Source organism: Streptomyces sp. Ru73 (genome assembly GCF_002920575.1).
Taxonomy (GTDB): Bacteria; Actinomycetota; Actinomycetes; order Streptomycetales; family Streptomycetaceae; genus Streptomyces.
The window spans coordinates 1-26,581 of record NZ_PQSQ01000102.1 but is presented as its reverse complement, the minus strand read 5'-3'; the positions used below and the strand labels follow the sequence as shown (position 1 = coordinate 26,581).

The 26,581-nt window shown below is 73.1% G+C and carries 19 protein-coding genes and 1 pseudogene; 18 read left to right on the top strand and 2 right to left on the bottom strand.

What is annotated here, in order from left to right:
• On the bottom strand, nucleotides 1–2,002 hold a 2,002-nt coding region (locus C3486_RS30690), incomplete at its 3' end, for a prolyl oligopeptidase family serine peptidase (protein WP_103836098.1).
• Nucleotides 2,003–2,360: 358 nt separating this feature from the next.
• Here C3486_RS30690 and C3486_RS30685 point away from each other — a divergent pair.
• Nucleotides 2,361–5,123 (top strand): Tat pathway signal sequence domain protein, encoded by a 2,763-nt coding sequence (locus C3486_RS30685; RefSeq protein ID WP_103836097.1) that lies wholly within the window; start codon nucleotides 2,361–2,363, stop codon nucleotides 5,121–5,123.
• On the opposite strand, the gene C3486_RS30680 is transcribed toward C3486_RS30685, so the two are convergent.
• Nucleotides 5,110–7,005: a rhamnogalacturonan lyase gene (locus C3486_RS30680; protein ID WP_103836096.1), complete on the bottom strand. Its 1,896-nt coding sequence runs from the start codon at nucleotides 7,003–7,005 to the stop codon at nucleotides 5,110–5,112. The two genes, C3486_RS30685 and C3486_RS30680, sit on opposite strands and share 14 nt — an antisense overlap.
• 196 nt (nucleotides 7,006–7,201) lie before the next feature.
• On the opposite strand from C3486_RS30680, the gene C3486_RS30675 reads away from it, so the two are divergent.
• The 17 genes and pseudogenes from C3486_RS30675 to C3486_RS30595 all read left to right on the top strand — a co-directional run.
• Complete coding sequence (locus C3486_RS30675; RefSeq protein WP_258053086.1) at nucleotides 7,202–7,753, top strand: SigE family RNA polymerase sigma factor; 552 nt, start codon at nucleotides 7,202–7,204, stop codon at nucleotides 7,751–7,753.
• Nucleotides 7,753–8,481, top strand: a complete 729-nt coding sequence (locus tag C3486_RS30670) for a hypothetical protein (RefSeq protein WP_103836095.1) — start codon at nucleotides 7,753–7,755, stop codon at nucleotides 8,479–8,481. The genes C3486_RS30675 and C3486_RS30670 overlap by 1 nt, the downstream gene beginning before the upstream one ends.
• 85 nt (nucleotides 8,482–8,566) lie before the next feature.
• Nucleotides 8,567–9,397, top strand: a complete 831-nt coding sequence (locus C3486_RS30665) for a pectate lyase (RefSeq protein WP_103836094.1) — start codon at nucleotides 8,567–8,569, stop codon at nucleotides 9,395–9,397.
• 161 nt (nucleotides 9,398–9,558) lie between these two features.
• The gene (locus C3486_RS30660; protein ID WP_103836093.1) at nucleotides 9,559–10,227 is read left to right on the top strand and encodes a GntR family transcriptional regulator; all 669 of its coding nucleotides are present in this window, start codon (nucleotides 9,559–9,561) and stop codon (nucleotides 10,225–10,227) included.
• The gene (locus C3486_RS30655) at nucleotides 10,224–11,135 is read left to right on the top strand and encodes a dihydrodipicolinate synthase family protein (RefSeq protein WP_103836091.1); all 912 of its coding nucleotides are present in this window, start codon (nucleotides 10,224–10,226) and stop codon (nucleotides 11,133–11,135) included. Before C3486_RS30660 ends, C3486_RS30655 begins: the two co-directional genes overlap by 4 nt.
• Nucleotides 11,132–12,862: an L-arabinonate dehydratase gene (gene araD, locus C3486_RS30650; protein ID WP_103836100.1), complete on the top strand. Its 1,731-nt coding sequence runs from the start codon at nucleotides 11,132–11,134 to the stop codon at nucleotides 12,860–12,862. Before C3486_RS30655 ends, araD begins: the two co-directional genes overlap by 4 nt.
• A gap of 90 nt (nucleotides 12,863–12,952) precedes the next feature.
• A complete protein-coding gene (locus tag C3486_RS30645) occupies nucleotides 12,953–13,918 on the top strand; it encodes a carbohydrate ABC transporter permease (RefSeq protein ID WP_103836090.1) in 966 nt (321 codons plus the stop codon).
• Nucleotides 13,915–14,769 (top strand): carbohydrate ABC transporter permease, encoded by an 855-nt coding sequence (locus C3486_RS30640; protein ID WP_103836088.1) that lies wholly within the window; start codon nucleotides 13,915–13,917, stop codon nucleotides 14,767–14,769. The genes C3486_RS30645 and C3486_RS30640 overlap by 4 nt, the downstream gene beginning before the upstream one ends.
• Nucleotides 14,766–15,944 (top strand): Gfo/Idh/MocA family protein, encoded by a 1,179-nt coding sequence (locus tag C3486_RS30635; protein WP_103836087.1) that lies wholly within the window; start codon nucleotides 14,766–14,768, stop codon nucleotides 15,942–15,944. Before C3486_RS30640 ends, C3486_RS30635 begins: the two co-directional genes overlap by 4 nt.
• Nucleotides 15,941–16,795 carry a PmoA family protein gene (locus tag C3486_RS30630; RefSeq protein WP_103836086.1) on the top strand — a complete coding sequence of 285 codons (855 nt, stop codon included), beginning with the start codon at nucleotides 15,941–15,943 and terminating at the stop codon, nucleotides 16,793–16,795. The genes C3486_RS30635 and C3486_RS30630 overlap by 4 nt, the downstream gene beginning before the upstream one ends.
• On the top strand, nucleotides 16,792–18,372 hold the full coding sequence (locus C3486_RS30625; RefSeq protein WP_103836085.1) for a glycoside hydrolase 43 family protein: 1,581 nt from the start codon (nucleotides 16,792–16,794) through the stop codon (nucleotides 18,370–18,372). Before C3486_RS30630 ends, C3486_RS30625 begins: the two co-directional genes overlap by 4 nt.
• A gap of 40 nt (nucleotides 18,373–18,412) precedes the next feature.
• Entirely contained in the window at nucleotides 18,413–20,392 is a 1,980-nt protein-coding gene (locus C3486_RS30620) for a pectinesterase family protein (RefSeq protein ID WP_103836084.1), read from the top strand.
• Between the two features lie 34 nt (nucleotides 20,393–20,426).
• Complete coding sequence (locus C3486_RS30615) at nucleotides 20,427–21,770, top strand: sugar ABC transporter substrate-binding protein (RefSeq protein ID WP_103836083.1); 1,344 nt, start codon at nucleotides 20,427–20,429, stop codon at nucleotides 21,768–21,770.
• Nucleotides 21,767–22,573, top strand: a complete 807-nt coding sequence (locus C3486_RS30610) for a rhamnogalacturonan acetylesterase (RefSeq protein WP_258053085.1) — start codon at nucleotides 21,767–21,769, stop codon at nucleotides 22,571–22,573. Before C3486_RS30615 ends, C3486_RS30610 begins: the two co-directional genes overlap by 4 nt.
• A gap of 29 nt (nucleotides 22,574–22,602) precedes the next feature.
• Entirely contained in the window at nucleotides 22,603–23,886 is a 1,284-nt protein-coding gene (locus C3486_RS30605; protein ID WP_103836081.1) for a polysaccharide lyase family 1 protein, read from the top strand.
• A gap of 107 nt (nucleotides 23,887–23,993) precedes the next feature.
• Nucleotides 23,994–24,926 carry a dienelactone hydrolase family protein gene (locus C3486_RS30600; protein ID WP_103836080.1) on the top strand — a complete coding sequence of 311 codons (933 nt, stop codon included), beginning with the start codon at nucleotides 23,994–23,996 and terminating at the stop codon, nucleotides 24,924–24,926.
• 88 nt (nucleotides 24,927–25,014) lie between these two features.
• Nucleotides 25,015–26,581: pseudogene (locus tag C3486_RS30595) on the top strand (ATP-binding protein); the annotation flags it as partial.

Sequence of the window (26,581 nt, the reverse complement as noted above, 5' to 3'; positions counted from 1 at the left end):
CGAGCAGTTCGGCCGAGAAGCGCAGCATGTTGGCGGGCGCCACGTTGTCGTCGGCGAGACCGTGCACGAGCAGCAGCGGGCGGCGCAGCAGATGCCCCCGGCCGGTCAGCGACGACCGCTCGTAGTTCTGCGGCTGCTCGTCGGGGTGGCCGAGGAAGCGCTCCTTCCAGTACGTGTCGTACAGCCGCTGGTCGGTCGTCGCCGCGCCCGCCACCGCCGCGTGGAAGACCTCGGGCCGCAGCAGCACGGCGGCCGCGGCCAGGAACCCGCTGAAGGACCAGCCGCGGATCGCCACCCGGCCCAGGTCCAGCTCCGGCACCTGGGCGGCGGCCGCGTGGAGCGCGTCCACCTGGTCCTCCAGGGCCGGCGTCAGCTGGTCGCCGTGGATCTCCTTCTCCCACTCGGGGCCGCGCCCCGGCGTGCCGCGCCCGTCGGTGACCAGCACGGCGAAGCCCTGCTCGGCGAACCACTGCGAGACGCAGGCGGTCCAGCCGCGCGCCGCGACCGCCAGCCGCATGCCGGGCCCGCCGTACGGATCGAGCAGCACGGGCAGCGGGCCCGTGCCCGGCTCGTACCAGGACGGGAGGTACAGCGCGGTCCGCAACTCCCGCACACCGAGACGGAGATGACGTGGGCGCGGAGTGACGACGGGGGTTTCCGCGAGACAGGTGACGGTGGTTCGGGGCGCCGCCGGGGAGTGGGCCGCCGCTTCCTGGCGTACCTCGGCGTACGGCCCCTCCGGCGTCAGCCCGTGGCAGACCACCGTGCCGCCGCGCACCACGGCGGTGTGCGTGCCCGGCCCGTGGCTCAGCCGCACCGGCCCGTCCGCCGCCGGGTCGTGGCACCACACATGGGTCTCCGCGGGGTCCTCGGAGGCGGTGAAGAAGACGCGTTCGCCCTCCGTGCCCAGCACTTCGAGGACCTGCAGCCCGGCCGGTGTGACGACGTCGCCGCCGACCGCGAGGTGCCGGGTGCCGGCCACGTCGTGGGTGAGCACCAGCGCACCGGACGCGGTCCGGCTCGGAGTGCCCGGCACCCGCTCCACCCACGCCGGGTCGGTCCGCTCGTCGAGCAGCGTGGTCGCCCCGGTCTCCGGGTCCACGGCGAGCGTGCGCAGCGTCCGCTGGTCGCGCGGCTGCACCGAGATGACCGGGCCGTGCGCGTCCCAGCCGGCGGTGGGCAGGTACTCGTACGCCGCGCGGTCCCGGACCACCTCCGTGCGGCTGCCGTCCAGGCCGTGGAGCCACAGGCTCACGTCGGCGTTGGCGGTGCCTGCCCTCGGGTAGCGGAGGGCGCGGGGCGGCCGGTCCGGGTGCGCCGGATCGCTGATCCAGCGCCGCTCGACCGGTGTGGTGTCCACCCGCGCGACGAGCAGCCGCTCGCCGTCCGGCGCCCACCAGTGGCCGCGCAGCCGGCCCATGGACTCCGCCGCGCAGTACTCGGCGAGGCCGTAGCTGATCTCCGGGCCCTCGGCGGCGGCCAGTTGCCGGTCCCGGTACGCGTCCGGGGAAGCGTCCGGGCCGCCGTCCGGTACCTCGACGACGTGCAGCGAACGGCCCGTCACGTAGGCGATGCGCCGGCCGTCGGGGGAGGGGTGCGGGTCGAAGACCGGCCCGGCCGCCGGTACCGGGAAGGGCTTGCCGCCGTCGGTGCGCACCGCCCACAGCGCGCCGCCCAGCGCGAAGACCGCGAGCCGCGCGTCCCGGTCGGTCGCGTACGCCACCACTCCGGCGGAGCGCTCGCGGGCCCGCTCGCGGCGCAGCCGTTCCTCCTCCGGCACCTCGGCGCCGCTGCCCACCAGGGCCGTCGGGTCGGCGAGCAGCCGCTCCTCGCCGTCCGCCAGCATCCAGAGCCGGCCTATCGGGTCCCGGCCGCCGCCGGTACGGGTGAACAGGACGCGCCGACCGTCGGGGGAGACGGTGAAGTTCCGTGGCACGCCGAGCGAGAAGCGCCGGGTGCGGGCGAATTGACGGGGGAACGGGTCGGAGGAGGAAGTGTCCATGAAGGTGTCCTATCGGTATCCGGCCGTCCGGCGACAGTGAATTGGCGCGGGGGGAGCGGCCGGTGCCGAGGCGTCCTGGGCGGTGGGTGCCGGGTGGGCGTGTCAGCGGGTGAGTGGGTGAGGGGGTGAATCGATTCACCGGCTCGCGAACCTGCGCTGCCGAGCCCCGTGTTCCGTTTTTTGGTCCGGCCCGTTGACCCCAAGAGTCAGCGTCCCTACTTTGTCTCAGCACGGCAGCAAGCGCTTTCCTTTAACGATTCAAGCAACCGCTTCGAGTCGCTTCCCCCGCATGCTCGGCGCGCCCGGCAGGCGCCGCTCACCGCGCTGCGGCGAACCCGTACGGAAAGGACCGACGACGATGTCTCCGATCCCCCGCAGAGCGATCCTGAAGGCGGCCGCGGTCGCCGGTGCCGCGACGCAGTTCGGCCGGGTCCTCGGCAGCGCCCCGGCGGCCGCCGCCGACGGACCCGGCAAGCGTGCCGCCGGCGGCCCCGTCGAGCTGACCTGGCTGGAGGACGGCGGCCTGGGCGCGGCGCCGGGGTCGACCGTCGGCGTGCCCTGGCCCAAGGGTGCGTACGGCGCCGACCAGGAATTCACCCTCACCGACGGCGGCGGCAAGGCCGTACCCGTACAGACCTGGCCGCTCGCCTACTGGCCCGACGGCTCCCTGAAGTGGACCGCGCACGCCGTGGGCCCGCAGTCCGACGCGGGGAAGTACACGCTGAAGGCCGGTGCGCCGGCCGCGCCCGCGAAGACGGTCACCGTGGCGCGGAAGGGCGGCGCCGTCGAGGTGGACACGGGCGTGATCACCGCCCGGATCGGCACGAGCGGCGCCGCGCTCGTGACGTCCGTCCGCCGGGGAACCACCGAGATCGCCAAGGACGGCCGCCTCGTGCTGCTGCGCCAGGGCGAGATCGAGGACGGCGACCAGGGCACCGAGAAGTACGAACGCTTCGAAAGCACGATCGCCGAGGTGAAGGTCGAGCAGGACGGGCCGCTCCGCGCGGTCGTCCGCATCGACGGCAAGCACCGCCGCGGCAGCCGCTCCTGGCTGCCCTTCTCCGTCCGCCTCTACTTCTACGCGGGCGCGGAATCCTTCCGCATGGTCCACACGATCACCTACGACGGTAAGCAGGAGCCCGGCAAGCCGAGCGGCGACTTCATCCGCGGGCTCGGCGTGCGGTTCACCGTGCCGATGCGCGACGAGACGTACGACCGGCACATCCGCCTCGGCGGCGACGGCACCGGACTGCTGCGCGAGGCGGTCAAGGGCGTCACGGGGCTGCGCCGGGACCCGGGCGCCGTCGTGCAGGCCGCGCAGTTCGAGGGGAAGAAGCTGCCCGACCCGGCCACCTGGGACCAGCGGGTGACCAGCCGGCTGCACCTCATCCCCGAGTGGGGCGACTACACCCTCTCCCAGCTCTCCGCCGACGGCTTCACCGTGCGCAAGCGCACCAAGGAGGGGCACGGCTGGATCGCGGCCGGCGGCGGGCACCGGGCCTCCGGTTTCGGCTACGTCGGAGGGGCGAGCGGCGGACTCGCCTTCGGGCTGCGCAGCTTCTGGGAGAAGCACCCGGCCGGGCTCGACGTCCGGGGTGCGGCGACCGAGGAGGCCGAGGTCACCCTCTGGCTCTGGTCGCCCGAGGCCCGGCCCATGGACCTGCGCTTCTACCACGACGGGATGGGCCAGGACACGTACGAGAAGCAGCTCGACGGGCTGGAGATCACCTACGAGGACTACGAGCCGGAGTTCGGCACGCCGTACGGCATCGCCCGCACCAGTGAACTCCTCTTCTGGGCACACGACACCACCCCCGCCGCCGAAGCCCTCGCGCGGCAGGTCGAGGCGGTCCGCACGCTGCCGCAACTGACCGCGCCACCGCGCCAGTTCATCGCCGCCGGCGTCTTCGGTCCCGGCCTCTACGCCGAGCCGGACCGCTCCACCCCCGCCAGGGCGGAGATCGAGGACCACCTCGACTTCCTCTTCGGCTACTACAAGGACCAGGTGGAGCAGCGGCGCTGGTACGGCTTCTGGGACTACGGCGACGTCATGCACTCCTACGACGCGGCCCGCCACCAGTGGCGCTACGACGTCGGCGGCTACGCCTGGGACAACTCCGAACTCTCGCCCGACCTCTGGCTCTGGTACGCCTACCTGCGCTCCGGGCGCGCCGACATCTTCCGCTTCGCCGAGGCCATGACCCGGCACACCGGCGAGGTCGACGTCTACCACCTCGGCAAGTGGGCGGGGCTCGGCACCCGGCACGGCGTCCAGCACTACGCCGACAGCGCAAAGCAGCAGCGCATCGCCAACACCACCTACCGCCGCTTCTACTACTTCCTCACCGCCGACGAGCGGGTCGGCGACCTGATGCACGCCAACGTCGACTCCGACGAGACGTTCCTCGTCCTCGACCCGCAGCGCAAGGTGCGCCCCGACCCCGACTACAAGCCCGACCGGCACGCCCTGTCCATCGGCTTCGGCACCGACTGGTCCGGGCTGGTCTCCGCGTGGCTGACCGAGTGGGAGCGGCGCGGGCCCAAGTGGGAGAAGGCCAGGTCACGGGTGCTGTCCACCATGGCGACCATCGCGGCGCAGCCCAACGGCTTCGTGCAGGGCAGCGGGCTGTACGACCTGGACACCGGGAAGTTCGCCATAGCCGCGAAGCCGGTGGTCAGTGTGTCGCACCTGTCGGCGGTCTTCGGCCTCAACGAGCTGTGCGCCGAGCTGATCGACCTGACCGGCGACGAGGAGTTCGAGAAGGCGTACCTCGACTACTGCCGTTACTTCAACGCCACCAAGGCCGAGCAGAAGGCGCGCTATGGCACCGACTTCGGCAGCCTGAACCTCTTCCAGGGGCACTCGCGGCTCGACGCGTACGCGGCCCGCCGCACGGGGGACGACAAGCTCGCCCGGCGCGCGTGGGAGAAGTTCCTGCGCTCCGACGGGTACACCGAGAACGCGCCCTGGAAGGCGGTGAAGACGTCCGGGCCGGTCACCCTGGTGCCCGGCAGCGAGGCCGCCTGGGTGTCCACCAACGACACCGCGCTCTACGGCCTCGCCGCCATCGAGAACCTGGCACTGCTCGGGGAGCCCCGGCGTGTGCTTACGGCGCGGTGATCCTCGGCCGGGGCGGCGTCCCCATGCCGTCACCGAGGAAGAAGCTGGGGTGCGGGGGCTGGTTGTAGCCGGAGTTCTGCCAGGCCAGGGCGGTGCGGTACTGCGTGTCGTGAAGCAGTGTGGTGATCTTCCTGTCCGTCTCGTACGGCGTGGCGTAGATGCGCAGGGCGCGGTTGTCGGAGGTGCGCCAGACGACCTCCTCGCGCCAGTCGCCGAGGAGGTCGCCGGAGAGCACCGGGGTCGCCTTGGTGCCGTTATTGGAGGCCACGGACGCGCCGGTCAGCAGGCGGGTGTCGCCGCCCGTGCCGTACTTGTCGATGTGCGTGCCGTCGAGGAGTTCACGGGTGGTGTCCCCGTCCCACCAGGACAGGAAGTTGGTGCCGGCCGGCTTGCGGCCTGCGACCACCGTGCCCTTGGGGCTGCGGAGGCCGCTCTCGGCCGACGACCAGGACTCGGCGCCCGCGCTGCCCGCCCAGATGTCGGCGGAGACGCCGCGGCCGTTGTCACCGTTGGCGGCGGTGGACCAGAGGACCCGGCCGGTCCTCGCGTCCGCCATCCAGGACGACGGCTTGGCGCCGTCCTCGTCGACCTTGAACTCCTCCAGGCCGGGCCGGGACGGGTCGAGGTCGCCGACGTGCATCGCGTCGCCGTGGCCGTTCTTCGTGGTCCACAGCCCTGCGCCATTGTCGTCCACGGCCATCGAGCCGTAGACGATCTCGTCCTTGCCGTCACCGTCGACGTCCGCGACGGACAGCTGGTGGTTGCCCTGCCCGTCGTATCCCTTGCCCTTGTTGGCGGAGGAGTCGGTGTCGAAGGTCCAGCGGCGGGTGAAGGCGCCGTCGCGCCAGTCCCAGGCGGCGATCACGCTGCGGGTGTAGTAGCCGCGCGCCATGATCAGGGAGGGCCGCGCCCCGTCCAGGTAGGCGGTGCCGGCAAGGAAGCGGTCCACGCGGTTGCCGTAACCGTCGCCCCAGGATGCCACGTCGCCGCGGGCCGGTACGTAGTCGGTGGTGCCCATCGCCGCGCCCGTCCGGCCGTTGAACATCGTCAGGTACTCGGGCCCGGACAGCACATAGCCGCTGCCGTTGCGGTGGTCGGCGGAGGCGTTGCCGATCGCCTTGCCCCGCCCGTCGACCGTGCCGTCCGCGGTCTTCATGGCGACCTCGGCCGAGCCGTCGCCGTCGTAGTCGTACACCTGGAACTGCGTGTAATGCGCGCCGGAGCGGATGTTGCGGCCCAGGTCGATGCGCCACAGCCGGGTGCCGTCCAGCTTGACGCCGTCCACGATCGTGTTGCCGGTGTATCCGGACTGGGAGTTGTCCTTGGCGTTGGTGGGCTGCCACTTCAGGACGAAGTCCAGCGCGCCGTCGCCGTCGAGGTCGCCGACGGACGCGTCGTTGGCCTCGTAGGTGTACGCCACGCCGTCCGGAGTGGTGCCGCCCGCCGGCGGGGTGATCGGTACGTCCTTGTAGCTGGCGCGGAACTGCACGGCGTGTACGGAGTCGCCCTGTTCCACGCCGTCGACGACCGCGCGGACGGTGTAGTCGGCCTGTTCGGGGGCGCCCGCGTGGAAGTAGTTGGTCGAGCCGGTGATGGGGGAGGGGTTGACCTTGGTGCCGGCCCGGTAGACGTTGAAGGCGACGTCGTCCGGGTCGGTGCCCAGCCAGCGCCAGCTGACCAGGTTGCCGCCGCTGGTGTGGACGCTGGTCAGGCCGCGGTCGAGCCGCTCGGCCTGGCGGGCGGGCGCCGCGGACGCGGTGTCCGGCAGCGCGGCGAGCCCGCCGGCGGCGAGCGCGCCGGTCAGGACGGCGGTGACGAGGGCGCGACGGCGGCCGCCCGGTCTGCGGGCGTGGCCGGGGCGGGGACGGTGCGGATGCTGCACGGTGCCTCCTGGCATGGGGTCGTGGGGTACGGGAGGACTCCCGTGTGTTCCGGTGGGAGAGCAGGTCCCGGGAGGGTTGCCGCCGTCGGGCGAACCGGTCCGGCGCCGCCCGGCGGTTGCCCGGTGCTGGGCCCCCGCCTAGCCTGTGTTCGCCATGCCGAGTAGTGGTCGAAATATCGGACGCCGGGGAGGCGGAGTGAACGGATCCGTGGACGGGGCGGCGGCCGGGACCGCCGACGCCGCCGTGGAGTTCCGTGCGTTCTTCGAGCGCCACTACGCCGAACTCGCGCGGCTGGCACGGCTGCTGACCGGCGACAGTGAAGGCGCCGACGACCTGGCCGCCGACGCACTGGTCGCGCTCTGGCACCGCTGGGACCGGGTGCGCGCCGCCGACCACCCCGCCGCGTACGCCCGGGGCGTGGTCGCCAACCTGGCCCGCAGCCATATCCGCAGCGCGATCAGGGAGCGCCGCAGGATCGCCCTCTTCTGGGCGCAGGGCCCCGAACACGCCGACGCACCGGACGTGCCCGCCGTCGTCGACGTCCAACAGGCCCTGCGTACGCTGCCGTTCCGCAAGCGGGCCTGCGTCGTGCTGCGGCACGCCTTCGACCTGTCCGAGCGGGAGACCGCGCTCGCCCTCGGTGTCTCGGTCGGTACGGTGAAGAGCCAGACCTCCAAGGGAATGGCGCAGCTCGAACGGCTGCTGGGTGCCCGCGCCGCGGGGGAACTCGTCGCCAGGAGGACGTGATGGACGAGGTGCGCCGCGCGCTGCGGCAGGCCGCGGCGGCCCACCGCCCGGACCGGGAACGCATGCGGGCACGGGTCGAGCGGGGCATGGCGGCACCGGAGCGGCCGGCCCAGCGGCGCACCGGCCGGGCGGCGCCGTGGCTGCGCGTCGCGGGCGCCACGGCGGCCGTCGCCGGGGTGCTGGCGGCCGGCGGCTACGGCGTGACGGCGGTGTTCCACGGGCCCGACCGCGGCGGCGGCCGGTCCCTGCACGCCGGACCGCCCGCCCCCACCGCTGCGCCCTCGCACGGCCCTGCGCCCGCGACCGGTGGCGCGCCGCGGGCCTCCCGTACCGCGGACGGCCCCCTCTGGAGCGACGGCTCCGTCGACCCGCACAGCAACGACTACTGGGCCCAGAGCAACGTGACCCTGCAGACGGCGGAGCCGCTCACCTCACTGACCGTGGAGCTGCGCGTCGCGCGTACCGAAGGGGTGCGGCCGACCGGTGCGTGGCGCACCCTGCCGGCCCGCGACTTCACCTTCACCACGACGTCCGAGGACGGCTTCCTCGTCTACCGCTGGACGCTCAAGGACGGCCGTACGGTGCCCGCCGGCCGGCATGTCTTCGCGGGGCAGTACGACCACGCGCACGCCGGCCGGGACGCGGGTGCCGATACGTACACGGCGACCGCGCGGTCCGGTGGCGAACGGGCGGCGGTGCGCGGCGACTTCGCTCCGCACGGCCGCTGAAAAACCTCTCCCGTACCGGCAACCCCTCCCGTACCCGGTGGCGACCTGACGACGCACAGTCTCACCCCACCCAAGGAGACGGGACATGAGATCAGCAGCACAGCGGCCCGCCGGCCGCCACCGCAGGAGCCTCGCCCGCCGCAGGGCGGTGCTCGGCGGTGTCGCCGCCGCCGGGCTGACCGGCGCGGCCCTCCTCACCACGACGCTGACCGGCACGGCGAACGCCGCCGGCTGGCCGACGCCCGGCGGCAGTCAGGCCGTCAGCAGGACCATCGAGGTGTCCGGCACCTACGACGGCGGCCTCAAGCGCTTCTACGGCAGCGGCGACCTCGGCGGTGACGGCCAGGAGGAGGGCCAGGACCCGATCTTCAAGCTGAAGGACGGCGCGGTGCTCAAGAACGTCGTCATCGGCTCGCCCGCCGCCGACGGCGTCCACTGCTCGGGCAGCTGCACGCTGCAGAACGTGTGGTGGGAGGACGTCGGCGAGGACGCCGCCACCTTCAAGGGCACCTCCTCCGGCGCGACGTACACGGTCACCGGCGGCGGCGCCAAGAAGGCCGACGACAAGGTCTTCCAGTTCAACGGCGCGGGCAGGCTGAACATCAGCGGCTTCCAGGTCGCCGACTTCGGCAAGCTCGTCCGCAGCTGCGGCAACTGCTCGACGCAGTACAAGCGCACCATCGGCGTCAGCGACGTGGACGTGACCGCGCCGGGCAAGGACCTGGTCGGCATCAACACCAACTACGGGGACACCGCGACGCTGAAGAACATCCGCATCCACGGCGACAGCAGCAAGAAGATCAAGCCGTGCGTGCGCTACACGGGCAACAACACCGGCAAGGAGCCGGTCGAGACGGGCAGCGGCCCGGACGGCACGTACTGCCGCTACTCGGCGTCCGACATCTCGTACAACTGATGCCCGTTGGGCATTAGTTGAGCCGTGCGGCGGCCGTTTCTCCCGTTCTTCGTCAGAAGCGTTGACGCGTCCCCTGAGGCGCTCTAGCTTCATCGCGTCGTACCTCATACGTCATATATGAGACGTGATGCGCCGGATATGAGAGCTGAGAGCGGCCGCCCATGACTTTCGCCCCCGCCCCGATCCCCTCCCGCACGCAGTACGTGCTGGAAGCGATCAAGCACCGCATCCTGACCGGGCAGCTGAGCCCCGGCCAGTCGCTGGTCGAGACCGAACTCGCCGCCCAGTACGGGGTGTCCAAGACGCCCGTGCGCGAGGCGCTGAAGACCCTCGCCGGCACCGGACTGGTGGTGATGAGCCAGTACAAGGGCGTCACCGTGCGGACCGTGGACACGGCCATGGCGCGCGAGGTCTACGACGTGCGGCTGCTGCTGGAGCCGGAGGCGGTCCGCCGCACCGTGCGCGCCGGTGCCGGCCTGGCGGACGCCCGTACGGCACTGACCCGGGCGGCCGAGGCCGCCGACCCGGCCGACCGGTCCCTCGCCAACCGCGCCTTCCACCGCGCCCTGTACCTGCCGTGCGGCAACCCGCTGCTGACCCGCATGCTCGACGAGGTCCGCGACCAGGCGGCCCTGGTGTCGACCGTCGCCTGGGCGGCCGTGCCGTCCTGGGAGCGGGAGGCCGCCGAGCACGAGGAGATCCTCCGGCTCGCCACGGCCGGTGACGCCGAGGGCGCGGCCCGCGCGGTCCACGCCCACATCGCCTCCTTCGTCGAGCGGGCCTTCCCCGTCACGGACGGGGCACCCACCGCCGAGGGAGCACAGAGATGACGACGGCCCCGTACGAGACCCACCGGGCGGCGCTCGCCGGGGTCGTCGCGATCCCGGTCACCCCGTTCGCCGGCAACGGCGCCCTCGACACCGAAGCCCACCGCGCACTGCTCCGCCGGCTGCTCGACGGCGGCGTCCGCACCCTGACGCCGAACGGCAACACCGGCGAGTTCTACGCCCTCACCCCCGACGAACGGCGTGCCGTCACCGAGCTGACCGTCGCCGAGGCGGCCGGCCGGGCCACCGTGCTGGCCGGGATCGGCCACGACGTGCCGACCGCCGTCGCCTCGGCGCGGCACGCCCGGGACGCCGGCGCCGACATGGTGATGGTGCACCAGCCCGTCCACCCGTACGTCTCGGAGGACGGCTGGGTCGACTACCACCGCGCGATCGCCGAGGCCGTCCCCGAGCTGGGCGTCGTTCCCTATCTCAGGAACGCCGCGCTGGACGGCCGGCGGCTCGCCGCACTCGCCGACGCCTGCCCGAACGTCATCGGCGTGAAGTACGCCGTCCCCGACGCGGCACGCTTCGCCGCCTTCGCGCGGGACGCGGGCCTGGACCGCTTCGTGTGGATCGCGGGGCTCGCCGAGCCCTACGCCCCCTCGTACTTCTCGGCCGGCGCCACCGGCTTCACCTCCGGACTGGTGAACGTCGCCCCCGCCGTGTCGCTGAACATGCTCGAAGCCCTCAGGGCCGGCGACTACCCGGCCGCCATGAAGGTCTGGGAGCAGATCCGCCGCTTCGAGGAGCTGCGCGGCGCGAACGGCTCCGCCAACAACGTGACCGTGGTCAAGGAGGCGCTGGCCTCGCTCGGCCTGTGCCGCCGCGACGTCCGCCCGCCGAGCAGGCCGCTGCCCGAGAGCGAACGCGCCGAGGTCGCCGCGATAGCCGCCGGGTGGCCCGCATGAGACGCCCGGAGGAGCTCAGGAGCCACCAGTGGTACGGCAGCGGCGTCTCCTCGGGCGTGCGCTCCTTCAGCCACCGGGCGCGCACCCGGCAGCTCGGCTACCTGCCCGAGGAGCACCTCGGCAAGCCGGTCATCGCGGTCCTCAACACCTGGTCCGACATCAACCCCTGCCATCAGCACCTGCGCGACCGGGCCCAGGCCGTCAAGCGCGGGGTGTGGCAGGCCGGCGGCTTCCCGCTGGAGTTCCCGGTCGCCACGCTCAGCGAGACCTTCCAGAAGCCGACCCCGATGCTCTACCGCAACCTGCTGGCGATGGAGACCGAGGAGCTGCTGCGCTCGTACCCGGTGGACGGCGCCGTGCTGCTCGGCGGCTGCGACAAGTCCACGCCCGCGCTGCTGATGGGCGCCGCCAGCGTCGACCTGCCCACCGTGTTCGTGCCCGCCGGGCCGATGCTGCCGGGGCACTGGCGCGGCGAGACCCTCGGCTCCGGCACCGACATGTGGAAGTACTGGGACGACCGGCGCGCCGGGCTCATCGGCGACTGCGAGCTGGCCGAGCTGGAGAGCGGACTGGCCCGCTCGCCCGGCCACTGCATGACGATGGGCACCGCCGCCACCCTGACGGCCGCCGCCGAGGCGCTCGGCGTCACCGTCCCCGGCGCCTCCTCGATACCGGCCGTCGACTCCGGGCACGAGCGGATGGCCGCGGCGTCCGGCCTCCGCGTCGTCGACCTGGTCCGCCGGGACGTACGGCTCTCGCGCCTGCTGACCGCCGAGGCCTTCGAGGACGCCGTCACCACCGTCCTCGGGCTGGGCGGCTCGACCAACGCGGTGATCCACCTGATCGCGATGGCCGGGCGCGCGGGCGTACGGCTGGCCCTGGACGACTTCGACCGCCTCGCCCGCAAGGTGCCGGTGCTCGCCAACGTCCGGCCCGGCGGCGGCCCGTACCTCATGGAGGACTTCCACTTCGCCGGCGGACTGCCCGGCTTCCTCTCCCGGATCACCGACCTGCTCCACCTGGACCGGCCCACCGTCGCGCACCCGACGCTGCGCGAGCAGCTGGCCGGCGCCCTCGTCCACAACGACGACGTCATCCGCACCCGCGAGAATCCGGTCGCGGCCGAGGGCGGCGTCGCGGTGCTGCGCGGCAACCTCTGCCCGGACGGCGCGGTCATCAAGCACATCGCCGCCGCACCGCACCTGCTCCGGCACACCGGCCCCGCGGTCGTCTTCGACGACTACCGCGAGATGCAGCGCACCATCGACGACCCGGCGCTCGGCATCACCGCCGACCACGTGCTCGTTCTGCGCAACGCCGGGCCCAAGGGCGGCCCCGGCATGCCCGAGTACGGCATGCTGCCGATCCCCGGCCACCTCCTGGAGCGGGGCGTGCGGGACATGGTGCGGATCTCCGACGCGCGGATGAGCGGCACCAGTTACGGCACGTGCGTGCTCCACATCGCTCCCGAGTCCTACGTCGGCGGGCCGCTCGCGCTGGTCCGCACCGGCGACCCCATCACCCTGGACGTCGCGGCGCGCACCCTGCGGCTGGACGTCCCGGACGCGGAGCTGGCGCGCCGCCGGGCCGCGTGGACCCCGCCGCCCGCACGGTACGAGCGCGGGTACGGGGCGCTCTACGCCGACCAGATCACCCAGGCCGACACCGGCTGCGACTTCGCCTTCCTGGCGCGCCCCGGCAAGGTGCCCGACCCGTACGCGGGCTGAGCCGCCGCCCGTGCCCGTCCCGGTACGCCGTCATGGCCGATATCTCGAACGCCGTCCTGCTTTCCGGTCCTCTCAGAACGGAGAAGAGTCATGGCCCAAGCCGCAGCCGTGGCCGAGTCACCGCCCAGAAGCCGCCACGGGACCGGGGCACCGCCGCCCGGCCGCCGGCGGGGCACCGGCACCCACCCGCGGCGGCTGCCGTACCTGCTGATCGCGCCCGCCGCGCTGCTGATGCTCGGCTTCATCGCCTACCCGGTGCTCAGCGTCTTCTGGACCGCCCTGCAGCACGCCAACCCCACGAAGCCGTGGCGCAACGGCTTCGCCGGGCTGGACAACTTCACCGAGATCTTCACCCATGACCCCCTCTTCTGGGGCACCCTGACCTTCAGCCTCAAGTGGGTCGTCGTCGAGGTCGGGCTGCAACTGCTCTTCGGGCTGGCCCTCGCCCTGCTCGTCAACCAGACCTTCGCCGGCCGGGCGCTGGCCCGCGCGCTGGTCTTCTCGCCGTGGGCCGTCTCCGGCGTCCTCACCTCCGCGATCTGGGTACTGCTCTACAACTCCCAGACCGGCCTCACCCGTTACCTCGCCGACGCCGGCATCGGCGAGTACGGCACCTCATGGCTCTCCGACACCGGCACCGTCTTCCCGGCCGTGGTCGTCGCCGACCTCTGGCGCGGGGTGCCCTTCTTCGCCATCCTCATCCTCGCCGACCTCCAGTCCGTCTCGAAGGACCTCTACGAGGCGGCGGAGGTGGACGGCGCGGGCCGGCTGCGGAAGTTCCTGCACATCACCCTGCCGCACCTGAAGGACGCCATCATCCTGTCCACGCTGCTGCGCGCGGTGTGGGAGTTCAACAACGTCGACCTGCTCTACACGTTGACCGGCGGCGGCCCGGCGGGGGAGACCACCACCCTGCCGCTCTACATCGCCAACACCTCCGTCGACGCGCACAACTTCGGCTACGCCTCGGCGCTGACCACCGTCGCGTTCGTGATCCTGCTCTTCTGCTCGCTCGCCTACTTGCGGATCGGCAAGTTCGGAGGTGACGACAAGTGACCGCCCTGCCCGCCACGCCGGCCGTCACCAGGAAACGCCCCGGGAACGAGGTCCCCCGCTGGCAGATCCATCTGCCCCTCGCCCTCTACCTGCTCTTCACGCTCGTTCCCTTCTACTGGATCCTGCTCTTCGCCCTCCGCCCGGCCGGCTCCACCTCGCTGGTGCCCTGGCCGGTCACCTTCGAGCACTTCGCGAAGGTGTGGACGGAGCGCAGCTTTGCTACCTACTTCCAGAACAGCGTGCTCATCGGCGTCGCGACCCTGGTGCTCACCACCCTCGTCGCCTTGGCCGGCGGCTATGCGCTCGCCCGCTTCGACTTCCGCGCCAAGAAGGGCTTCATGCTGGCCCTGCTGTGCTCGCAGTTCGTGCCCGGAGCGCTGCTGCTGGTGCCGCTGTTCCAGATCTTCGCCGGACTGCGGATGATCAACTCGCTGGGCAGCGTCGTCCTCGCGGAGACCGTCTTCCAGCTGCCGCTGTCGATGATCCTGCTCAGCGGCTTCATCAAGAACGTGCCGTACGCGCTGGAGGAGGCCGCCTGGGTCGACGGCTGCGACCGCCTGCGGGCCTTCCGGGTCGTGGTCCTGCCGCTGCTGCGGCCCGGCCTGGTCGCCGTCGGCTCCTTCGCCTTCGTGCACGCCTGGAACCACTTCCTCTTCGCGCTGATGTTCCTCAGCAACCAGGAGAAGCAGACCATCCCCGTCGGCCTGAACACCCTGATGGGCGCGGACAGCGTCGACCTCGGCGCGCTCGCCGCCGGCGGTGTCATCGCCGCTGTGCCCGTCGTCATCGTCTTCGCGTACATCCAGAAGTGGCTGATCACCGGCTTCAGCGCGGGGGCGGTGAAGGGATGAGCCGCACCGCCCGTACGGGAGAGCCGCTGCCGGTCGTCCTCGCCGGCGCCCGCGGCCACGGCCGGTGGCACCTCGCCAACCTCCGCCGGCTGGCCGAGCGGGGCCTGGTCCGGCTCGCCGGCGTCTGCGACCTGACCCCGCTGACCGACGCCGAACTCGGCGGCTTCGGCCCCCTCGCGCAGTCCGACGACTTCGAGACGCTGCTCACCCGCACCGGGGCCCGCGTCGCCGTCCTCTGCACCCCCATCCCCACCCACGCCGACCTGGCACTGACCGCCGCGCGGCACGGCGTCCACCTGCTCGTCGAGAAGCCGCCGGCGCCCTCGTACGCGGAGTTCCGGCGTATGGCGGACGGCATCGAGGCGGCGGGCGTGGCCTGCGTCGTCGGTTTCCAGTCGCTCGGCTCGCACGCCCTCCCGGCCGTCCGCGCCCTGCTCGCCGACGGCGCGATCGGCGAGCCGGCCGGCATCGGCGCCGCCGGGGCGTGGGTGCGCGACGAGGCGTACTTCCGCCGCGCCCCCTGGGCCGGGCGCCGCCGGCTCGACGGCACCGACGTGCTGGACGGCGTCCTCACCAACCCCCTCGCACACGCCGTCGCCACCGCCCTCGCGCTGGACGGCAGCACCGCGGCCGAGGACGTCGCGCACGTGGAGACCGAACTCTTCCGGGCCCACGCCATCGAGTCCGACGACACCTCCTGCGTCCGCGTCACCACCGGCGGCGGCAGCCGCGTCACGGTCGCCGCCACCCTGTGCGCCGCGACGGCGGCCGAGCCGTACGTCGTGGTGCACGGCACCCGCGGCCGCCTCACCCTCTGGTACAAGCAGGACCGCGTCCTGGTGCAGCGCGCGGGACACGCCCCCGAGGAGACCGTGCACGGCCGCACCGACCTGCTGGAGAACCTCGTCGCCCACCTCACCGACGGCACCCCGCTGCTCGTACCGCCCGTCGCCACCGGCGCCTTCATGCGCGTCCTCGAAGCGGTGCGCTGCGCACCGGACCCGGTGCCCCTGCCGCCCGACGCCTGGCACACCGCACCCGGCACCAGCCACGGCGCCCAGCGCCGTGTCGTCCGCGGCATCGACGGCCTGGTCGCCGCCAGTGCCGACACCCTGTCCCTCTACTCCGAACTCGGCGCCCCCTGGGCGCTCCCGCAGGAGGTGCGCTCCCGATGACCGCGCCCCGGACCACCCCGGTCCTCACCCTGTGCTGTGCCGGCCGCCCCGTCGCCCGGTACGCCTACCGCCCCGACCTCGACGCCCGGTCGGCCCCGCGCCCGTACCTGCACCCCGTCACCACCCTGCGCGGCACCCCCGTCACGGAGCTGATGCCCGCCGACCACCCGCACCACCTCGGCGCGGGCGTCGCCGTGCCCGACGTGGCGGGCCACAACTTCTGGGGCGGCCGCACCTACGTACGCGGCCGTGGCCCGACCGACCTGGACAACCACGGCATCCAGCGCCACACCGCCTTCAACCTCCGCGACCCCGACGGCTTCGTGGCGGAGCTGAGCTGGAGCGTGGGGGAGGACGAGCTGCTGCGCGAACGCCGCACCGTGGCGGCCACCGCGCTGACCGACACCGCATGGGCGCTGGACCTCACCTTCTCGCTCACCAACACCACGGCCGGCCCGCTGTCGTTCGGCAGCCCCGCCACCAACGGCCGTCCGGGCGCCGGGTACGGCGGCTTCTTCTGGCGCGCCCCGAAGGAGGCATCAGCCCCCGAGGTGTTCACCGCCGAAGCGGAAGGGGAGTCCGCCGTGCACGGACGCCCGGCGGACTGGCTGGCACTCGGCGGCGCGGGCTGGACGCTGGTCTTCGCCGGGGCGACCGACCGCACCCGCCGCGACCCGTGGTTCGTGCGCACCGCCGCGTACCCCGGCGTCGGCTCCTCCCTCGCCCCCGACGCGCGCCTGGACCTCCCGGCAGGGGACACGGCGGTGCGCCGCGTCGTCACCGTCGTCGCCGACGGCCGCCTCGCCAGGGACGAGGCGGCGGCCCTGGTCAGAAAGGCGGTCAGCCCGTGAACGCGGCCTTCTCCGCCGACCTCGGCGACGGCACCTACCGCAACCCGGTCCTGAACGCCGACTGGTCCGACCCCGACGTGATCCGCGTCGGCGAGGACTTCTACCTCACCGCCTCCAGCTTCGGGCGCGTCCCGGGACTGCCCCTGCTGCACTCCCGCGACCTGGTCAACTGGACCCTCGCCGGGCACGCCCTGGACCGCCTCGCACCGGCCGAGGAGTTCACGGTCCCGCGCCACGACTGCGGGGTCTGGGCACCTTCCCTGCGCCACCACGACGGCCGCTTCTGGATCTTCTGGGGCGACCCCGACCACGGGATCTTCCAGGTCAACGCGCCGGACGTACGCGGGCCGTGGACCGCTCCGCACCTGGTCAAGGCGGGCAAGGGGCTCATCGACCCGTGCCCGCTCTGGGACGCGGAGAGCGGCGAGGCGTACCTCGTGCACGCCTGGGCCCGGTCCCGCTCCGGCATCAAGAACCGGCTCACCGGCCACCGCATGCGGCCCGACGCCACCGGCCTGCTCGACGAGGGCCGGGTGATCATCGACGCCGACCGCATCCCGGGCTGGTTCACGCTGGAGGGGCCCAAACTCCACCGGCACGACGGCTGGTTCTGGATCCTCGCACCCGCCGGGAGCGTGGAATCCGGCTGGCAGGGCGCCTTCCGCGCACGGGACTTCTTCGGCCCGTACGAGGAGCGGATCGTCCTGGAGCAGGGCCGCACCGACGTCAACGGGCCGCACCAGGGCGCCTGGGTGGACACCCCCTCGGGCGAGCACTGGTTCATGCACTTCCAGGCACGGGGCGCGTACGGGCGGGTGGTACACCTGCAGCCGATGCGCTGGGAGAACAGCTGGCCGGTGATCGGGGACGCGGGCGAGCCGGTCCGCGTCCACCGCAAGCCGGACCTGCCGCCGCAGCCGCCCGCCGCGCCCGCCACCGACGACGACTTCCCCGGCGGCCGGTTCGGGCCGCAGTGGCAGTGGACCGCGCACCCTGCCGAGGGCTGGGCGCCCCCACACAGCGGCGACGGCCTGCGCCTCACGTGCGTCCGCACCCCCGACGTGCACGACCTGCGCCGACTGCCGAACGTGCTCACCCAGCGGCTGCCCGGCGTCCCCGCCACGGTCACGGTGGACCTGCGCCTCGACGACAGCGCCGGACCGGGCGCGCGGGCCGGGCTCGCCGTCCTGGGTGACGCGTACGCCTGGATCGGGCTGCGCCGGGCGGCGGACGGGGCCGTGCGGCTGGTGCACCGGTTCGCCGAGTCCGCCGCCGGGGCACCGCCCGCGCCACCGGAACGGGACGCGGCGCCCCCGGTGGACGCACCGGCCGGGCGGGCCCGGCTGTGGATCGAGACCGGCCCCGGCGCGCGCTGCCGCTTCTCCTACGACGTCGGGGACGGGCGCAGGCGGTCCGGGCCCGTCTTCGCGGCCACGCCCTGGCGCTGGGTCGGTGCCCTGCTCGGCCTGTTCGCCGCCGCGCCCGCCACCGCCGGCCGGACCGGCGACGACCCCGCCGGCACCGCGCTCTTCACGCACTTCCGCGCCACCCCGACCCGCACCGCCCCGGCCGACTGAGGCCACTCACCACCCCCCCGTACGCCTGTTGGGAGTAGCCATGCCGTATCTCCGTAGCAAGCGCTTACTGACCAGCGCCCTGACCGCCGCCACCGCCCTGGCGGCCGCGTGGGGCCTCGGCCCGCCGGCCCCGGCCGAGGCCGCCGCGGCCCGGCCGCCGGTCATCGCCGGCCATGCGTCGGCACCGGCCGACCGCCCGCACGGATTCGCCTCCCTCGCCGGCGGCACCACCGGCGGGGCCGGCGGCAAGGTCGTCACCGTCCGCACCCAGGCCGAACTGGCCAAGTACGCCGCGGCCGACGAGCCGTACCTCATCCGGGTCGCCGGTGCCATCGAGGTCGCGCCCTTCGGCTCGGACATCGACGTCGCCTCGGACAAGACGATCGTCGGCGTCGGCACCACCGGCGAGATCGTCCACGGCGAGCTGCATCTGAACCCCGGCACGCACAACGTCATCATCCGCAACCTCACCATCCGCGACTCCTACGTGGAGGGCGACTGGGACGGCAAGACCCAGGACTTCGACGCGATCCAGATGGACTCGGTCCACCACGTCTGGATCGACCACAACCGCTTCACGCACATGGGCGACGGCCTGCTCGACGTACGGAAGAACAGCGAGTACCTCACCGTCTCCCACAACCGCTTCGACACCCACAACAAGGCGTTCGGCATCGGCTGGACCGATGACGTCAAGACGCAGATCACCATCGACCACAACTGGTTCCGCGGCACCAAGCAGCGCAATCCGTCCGCCGACAACTGCGCCTACGCGCACCTCTACAACAACTACCTCTCGGCGCAGGTCGACGACGGCGATCCGGTGTGGTCGTACGGGAACTACGCGCGCGGCCGCACGAAGATGGTCATCGAGAACAGCTACTACGACGGCGTCCAGCACCCCTACCAGGCCGATGACACGGCCGAGTTGGTGCAGCGCGGCTCGGTACTGAAGAACGCCACCGGACGGCACGACACCCGGGGCACGGCCTTCGACCCGCGCGCCTTCTACGCCTACCGGATCGACCCGGCGGCCGCCGTACCGGCGCTGGTGAAGAAGCACTCGGGGCCGCAGAAGAACATCGGCACCAGCACCGTTCTCCACGTGCCCGCCGACTACCCGACCGTGCAGGCCGCGGTGGACGCCGTCCCCGCGGGCAACGACGGCGCCGTCACCCTGGCGCTCGCGCCCGGCACCTACCGCGAGCAGGTGCGCGTCCCGGCCACCAAGCCGCACCTCACCTTCCTCGGCACCGGCGACGACCGCGAAGACACCGTGATCGTGTACGACACGCCGAACGAGCACGGCGGCTCCTCCGGCAGTGCCACCGTGCTCCTCGCCGCGCACGACACCACCGCACGCCACCTCACCTTCGTCAACGACTTCGACGAGGCGGCGCACGACCTGAACAGCGAACAGGCCCTCGCCATGAAGACGACCGGCGACCGGATCGTCTTCGAGGACACCGCCTTCAAGGGCAACCAGGACACCCTGATGACGGACAGCCCGAAGCTCGACACCGTCAGCCGGGTCTACGTGCACGATGCGTACATCGAGGGCGACGTCGACTTCCTCTACGGACGCGCCACCACCGTCATCGAGGACTCCGTCATCAAGGCACTGAGCCGCGGCTCGGACACCAACAACGGCTACATCACGGCCGCTTCCACCTGGCAGGGCAACCCGTACGGCATCCTCATCACCGGCTCCCGCATCATCAGCGACGCGCCCGCCGGCACCTTCCACCTCGGCCGCCCCTGGCACCCGGGCGGCGCGCCGGACGCCGTCGGCCAGGTGCTCGTCCGGGACACCGAGCTGCCCGCCGCGATCAAGGCATCGCCCTGGACCGACATGGGCGGCTTCTCCTGGCGGGACGCCCGCTTCAGCGAGTACCGCAACCACGGCCCGGGCGCCGCGGTCACCGCCGACCGGCCGCAGATGAGCGCCGCCGAAGCGGCCCGCCACGAGGTCGCCGACTACCTCGGCGGCACCGACGGCTGGGCCCCGTACCGCCGCTGACCTCCCTGCTGACCACGGACAGAAAGAGCCGACCATGACTATCTTCCGTAAGCCCGGCAGACCCCGCGCCACCGCCGCTCTCGCGGTCACCGCAGTGCTCGCCCTCACCGCCACCGCCTGCGGCGACGACGGCAGCGGCATCGCCGGCGAGACCGGCGGCGAGGGCTCCGGCAAGGGCACGATCACCTTCTGGGACAACAACGGCGGCGTCCGCACCGCCGTCTGGAAGGAGATCATCAAGGACTTCGAGAAGGCGAACCCCGACATCAAGGTCGACTACGTCGGGATCGCCGCGACCGAGGTGCAGTCCAAGTACGACACCGCCATCCAGGGCGGCGGGCTGCCCGACGTCGGCGGCATCGGCGCCGCCATGCTCGCCGGCATCAGCGCCCAGGGCGCCCTGGAACCGCTGGACGGCCGCCTGAAGGACAGCTCGCTCGACGGCAAGCTCAACGCCCGCATGCTGGAGAGCGTCCGCTCCGCCGCCGGCGGCAAGCAGCTCTACACGGTCCCGACGTCCGCCAGCAACGGCGTGCTGTACTACCGCACCGACCTGTTCAAGGCCGCGGGACTGCCCGCGCCCACCACCTGGTCGGCGTTCTACGAGGCGGCCGAGAAGCTCACCGACAAGCGCGCCAACAAGTTCGGCTACACCATCCGCGGCGGCGCCGGCTCCATCGCGCAGGCCCTGGACGCGATGTACGGCCAGTCGGGCATCACCGGCTTCTGGAAGGGCGACCGCACCACGGTCAACGACCCGAAGAACGTCGAGGCGCTGGAGAAGTACGCCGCCCTCTACAAGAAGACCACCCCGGCGGCCGACATCAACAACGACTTCACCAAGATGGTCGCCCAGTGGGACAGCGGCACGATCGGGATGCTCAACCACAACCTGGGCTCCTACCAGGACCACGTGAAGGCGCTGGGCCCGGCGAAGTTCCGCGGCATACCCAACCCCACGCTGGACGACGGCACCCGCGTACAGGTCTCCAACCCGGTCGACGGGCTCGGCCTCTTCAAGTCGAGCAAGAACAAGACGGCCGCCTGGAAGTTCATCGAATTCGCCGCCTCGCACGCGTCCAACAGCAAGTGGAACGAGTCGGCGGGCGCGATCCCGGCCAACACCGAGGCGGCCGGGGACGCCTGGGTGCGGAAGTCCGAGACCACCAGGCTCGGCGCCGAGGCGCTGAGCAGCCCCAAGACGAAGATCGTCGACCTGCCGTACTACCTGCCCGACTGGAACACCCTCTCCAAGGCCGACAACGAACCGGCCTTCCAGAAGGTGCTGCTCGGCAGGACGACCGCCGAGAAGTTCCTGGACGACCTCGCCGCCCAGCTCAATGCGGCGCAGGCCGAGTGGAAGCAGCAGGCCGAGTGACCACCACCCGCCGCCGGATGGTCGCGGCACTCGCGGGGACCGTCCTCGCGGGCATCGCGGCCCCGGCCACCGCCGCGACGTCAGGAGCCACCCGCCGCATGCCCGCCCTCCACCTGGCCGGCGACTCGACCGCCGCCCAGAAGTACGCCGACGCAGCGCCCGAGACCGGCTGGGGCATGGCGCTGCCCTTCTTCCTCCACCGCGGCCTGGCGGTCGCCAACCACGCCGTCAACGGCCGCAGTTCCAAGAGCTTCATCGACGAGGGGCGGCTGACCGCCGTCCTCGCCGCCCTGCGCCCCGGCGACCTCCTCCTCGTCCAGTTCGGCCACAACGACGAGAAGACGGAGGATCCCACGCGCTGCACCGAGCCCTGGTCCACGCACCAGGACTGCCTGCGGCAGTACCTCGACGGGGCACGGGCCCGCGGCGCGCGGCCCGTGCTGCTCACCTCCGTCGAACGCCGGAGGTTCGACCCCGGGGGCAACGCACTGCCCACCCACGGCGAGTACCCGGCCGCGATGCGGGCCCTGGCCGCCGAGGCGGACGTGCCCCTCCTCGACATCCAGCGGCAGTCCCTCGCGCTGTGGCAGCGGCTCGGCCCCGAGGAGACCAAGGCGTACTTCAACTGGACCGCGGCCGAACAGGACAACACCCACTTCAACCCGCCCGGCGCGATCGCCGTCGCCCGGCTGGTCGCCGCGGGACTCCGCACGGAAGGGCTGCTCGCGCCGCGTGACGTGCGCCGGCTCGACGACGCGGTCCCCGCCTCATGGATCACCTGGCCGGAAGGGAACGCAGCATGACGAGAGAACGCTGCCTGACGAGAGAACGCATGACGAGACGTACCACGGCGCTCGCCACCGCACTGACGGCCTGCGCCGCCCTCGCCCTCGCCGGGGGCGGCCCGGCCCACGCCGCAGAGCCCGGCCGCGACACCCTCCCGGCCCGGGACGGCTGGGCGTCCGCCGACGGCGGCACGACGGGCGGCGCCGCCGCCGACGCCGCGCACACCTACACGGTCACCACCTGGGACCAGCTGCGCTCGGCACTGGCCGACGACCCCGGCGCCCCGCGCATCGTCAGGGTCAAGGGCACCCTGAATGCGGCCACCGCAGGCTGCGCCTCGTACGCGGCCGACGGCTACGACTTCGCCCGCTACCTCGCCGACTACGACCCCGCCGTATGGGGCCGCGACCGGCCCGTCAGCGGCGTACAGGAGGACCTGCGCGCCGCGTCGCAGCGCAACCAGGCCACCGCCGTCAAGGCGTACGTCCCCGCCGACACCACCCTCGTCGGCGTCGGGAAGCACGCCGGGATCACCGGCGGCAGCCTGCAGATCGCGCACACCCACAACGTCATCGTCCGCAACCTCACCGTGGAGAGCCCGCTGGACTGCTTCCCGCAGTGGGACCCGACGGACGGTGCGACGGGCGCCTGGAACTCCGAGTACGACGGCATGGTCGTCACCGGATCCACCCACGTCTGGCTGGACCACAACACCTTCACCGACGGCGCGCACCCCGACAGCTCGCTGCCCTCGTACTACGGCGAGCTGTACCAACAACACGACGGCGAACTGGACGTCGTGCGGGGCGCCGACCTGGTCACCGTCTCCTGGAACGTCTTCGCCGACCACGACAAGACCCTGATGATCGGCAACAGTGACGGCGCTGCCGCCACCGACCGCGGCAGGCTGCGCGTCACCCTGCACCACAACCTCTTCCGCGACGTGACCGAGCGCGCCCCGCGGGTCCGCTTCGGCAAGGTGGACGCGTACAACAACCACTACCTGGCGGGGCCGGGCACGCCGTACGCCTACAGCTTCGGCATCGGCATCGAGTCCCAACTGGTCGCCGAGAAGAACGCCGTCACGCTGCCGGCCGGCACCGGAGCCGGCCGGGTGCTGAAGAGGTGGAAGGACGCGCCGGTCACCGCGGCCGGCAACCTCGTCGACGGACGTCCGGCCGACCTGATCGCCCTGCACAACGCGGAGTTCCCCGCCGAGCCGCTGCGCTCCGGCGCCGGCTGGACCCCCACCCTGCGCCCGCGCGTCGACGACCCGCGTGCCGTACCGGGGCTCGTCGGCCACCGGGCGGGCGCGGGCCGGCTGCGCTGACGGCGGCCCGGACCGCATGCCGAGGCCGGTGATTCTGCCGATGTGCGCGGAGCCGCGCGGCACGAGAGTGGCGGCCGTCAGCGACCGCGACCGAAAGGAACTCCGTCGTGCAGCAGCACATCAGCGCGTCCGCCGGCACCCCGGCCCGCCAGGGACCCGGCCGGCTCAGAACCCGCCTGACGCGGTGGGGGCTGGCCGGGCTCCTGGCAGCGAGCGGTCTGCTGGCCGCCCAGCCGGCGCCGGCCACGGCAGCGGACAACCCGTACGAGCGGGGGCCGGCGCCCACGGTCTCCAGCATCGAAGCCTCCCGCGGCCCGTACGCCGTCTCGCAGACCTCCGTCTCCTCCCTCAGCGTCACCGGCTTCGGCGGCGGCACCATCTACTACCCGACCAGCACCACCGACGGCACCTTCGGTGCCGTCGCGATCTCGCCCGGCTACACCGCCTACCAGTCGTCCATCGCCTGGCTCGGCCCGCGGCTGGCCTCCCAGGGCTTCGTGGTGTTCACCATCGACACCAACACCACGCTCGACCAGCCCGACAGCCGCGGCCGCCAGCTCCTCGCCGCACTGGACTACCTGACCCAGCGCAGCTCGGTGCGGGACCGCGTCGACAGCAGCCGGCTCGGCGTCATGGGCCACTCGATGGGCGGCGGCGGCACGCTGGAGGCGGCCAAGAGCCGGCCGTCCCTCCAGGCGGCGATCCCGCTGACCGGCTGGAACCTCGACAAGTCCTGGCCGGAGATCACCACGCCGACCCTGGTCGTCGGCGCCGACGGCGACACGATCGCCCCGGTCGCCACGCACTCCGAGCCGTTCTACGAGAGTCTGCCGGGCTCCTTGGACAAGGCGTACCTGGAGCTGAACAACGCCACCCACTTCACGCCGAACACCTCCAACACCACCATCGCCAAGTACAGCATCTCCTGGCTCAAGCGATTCATCGACAACGACACCCGCTACGAGCAGTTCCTCTGCCCGCTGCCCCGGCCGAGCCTGACCATCGAGGAGTACCGGGGCAACTGCCCGCACACCTCCTGACCCGGGGGCGCGAAGGCACGGACGGGACGGGGGAGTTCGCGGGACGGAGGGGTTACGTGAACGTTTACACGCCAGTAACGTGACGGACGTGACCGGAACGACGACCGTACGCAGTCCTCTCCGGCTCCACGGCAGGGACACCGAACTGGCCGCCGCGCACACCCTGATGGGGCGCCTCGCACACGGCACGGGAGGCGCCCTGGTGTGCGCGGCGGGTCCCGGCCTCGGCCGCACCGCCTTCCTGGAACGCGCCGTCCAGGACTTCACGGCGGGCCACGCACTGCTCGTCCGGGCCGTACCGGCGCACGGCACACGACCGCACGGAGGAATCGGCACGCTCCTCCGTGCGGTCGCCGCCGCGTGCCCGCACGCCCGTGGTGCGGCGGAGGGTGTCCAGGCCGGTGAACCGGACGCCGTACTGCGGCTGCTGCGTGCCGCGACCGCCGCTCGCCCCCTCCTGGTCTGCGTCGACGACGTCCACCTGTGGGACGCGCCGTCCCGTACCGCACTGGGCCGTGCCGCGTGTTCCCTGAGCACGTCGTCCCTGCCCGCCGGCCTGCTGCTGTCGGTCGCCGGCCACCGCGCCGGCGACCCGGCCCTCGCCGGGCTGCCCCGCGTCCGGATCGGCCCGCTCGACGGGCCGGCGGCGGCCGCCCTGCTCGACGACCTGACCGACGGCAGTGCCGACCCCGCCGTACGGGAGGAACTGGCCCGCGCCGCCGACGGCAGCCCCCGGCTGCTCGGCGAGCTGGCCGCCGGACTCACCCCCGCCCAGCTGGCCGGGCGCGCACCGCTGCCCCGGCCGCTCGCCGACCCCGCCACAGTGCTCCGTGCCTGTGGCGCACGCGCCGCCGAACTGCCCCCGGACACCCGCCGCCTCCTGCTGCTGGCCGCCGCCGCACAGGAACAGCGTCCCGCCGGCCCCGGTGCCGACGCTGCCCTCGTCCTGCGGGCCGCCGGGCCCGGCACGTCCGGCGCGGCGGCCCTGGCACCGGCGGAGTCCGCGGGGCTGGTCCGCACCGCCGGGGACCGCATCCACTTCGCGAGCGAGCCGCTGCGCCGGGCGGTGTACGAAGCAGCCCCGCTCGCCCGGCGGCGCGCCGCCCACGCGGCCCTCGCGGCGGCGAGCGAGGACGGCCACGGGCACCGGCTGCCGTACCTGCTCCACCGCGCCCTGGCCGCCGAAGGGCCCGATCCCGTCCTCGCCGGCCGGCTGGCCGCCGCCGCACGGGCCGTACAGCCGCACCTCTCGCACGAGGAACGCGCGGTGGCGCTGGCCGTCTCCGCACGCCTCACCGCGCACGACACCGACCGCGCCGGCCGGCTGACCGAAGCGGCCGACCACGCACGCCTCGCGGGGCGCCCCGCGTACGCCCGCGACCTGCTCGCCCCGGTCCGCGCGCTGCCCGCCGCGGCGCCGGTGCGCGGCCGTGCCGAACTCGTCCACGGGCTGCTCTCGTTGCGGGACGGCCCGGTGGCCGACGCCAGGGAGGAACTGCTGCTCGCCGCGGCCCTGCTCGGCCCCCACGACACCGCCGCGGCCCTGGCCGCCCGCCTCGCCGCCACGGAGGCGGCCTGGGCGATGGGGGACGCGGCGGCCTACGTGGAGGCGCTCGGCGGCGGCCGGGAGCAGCCGGGCGCGGACGCGGGGGGAG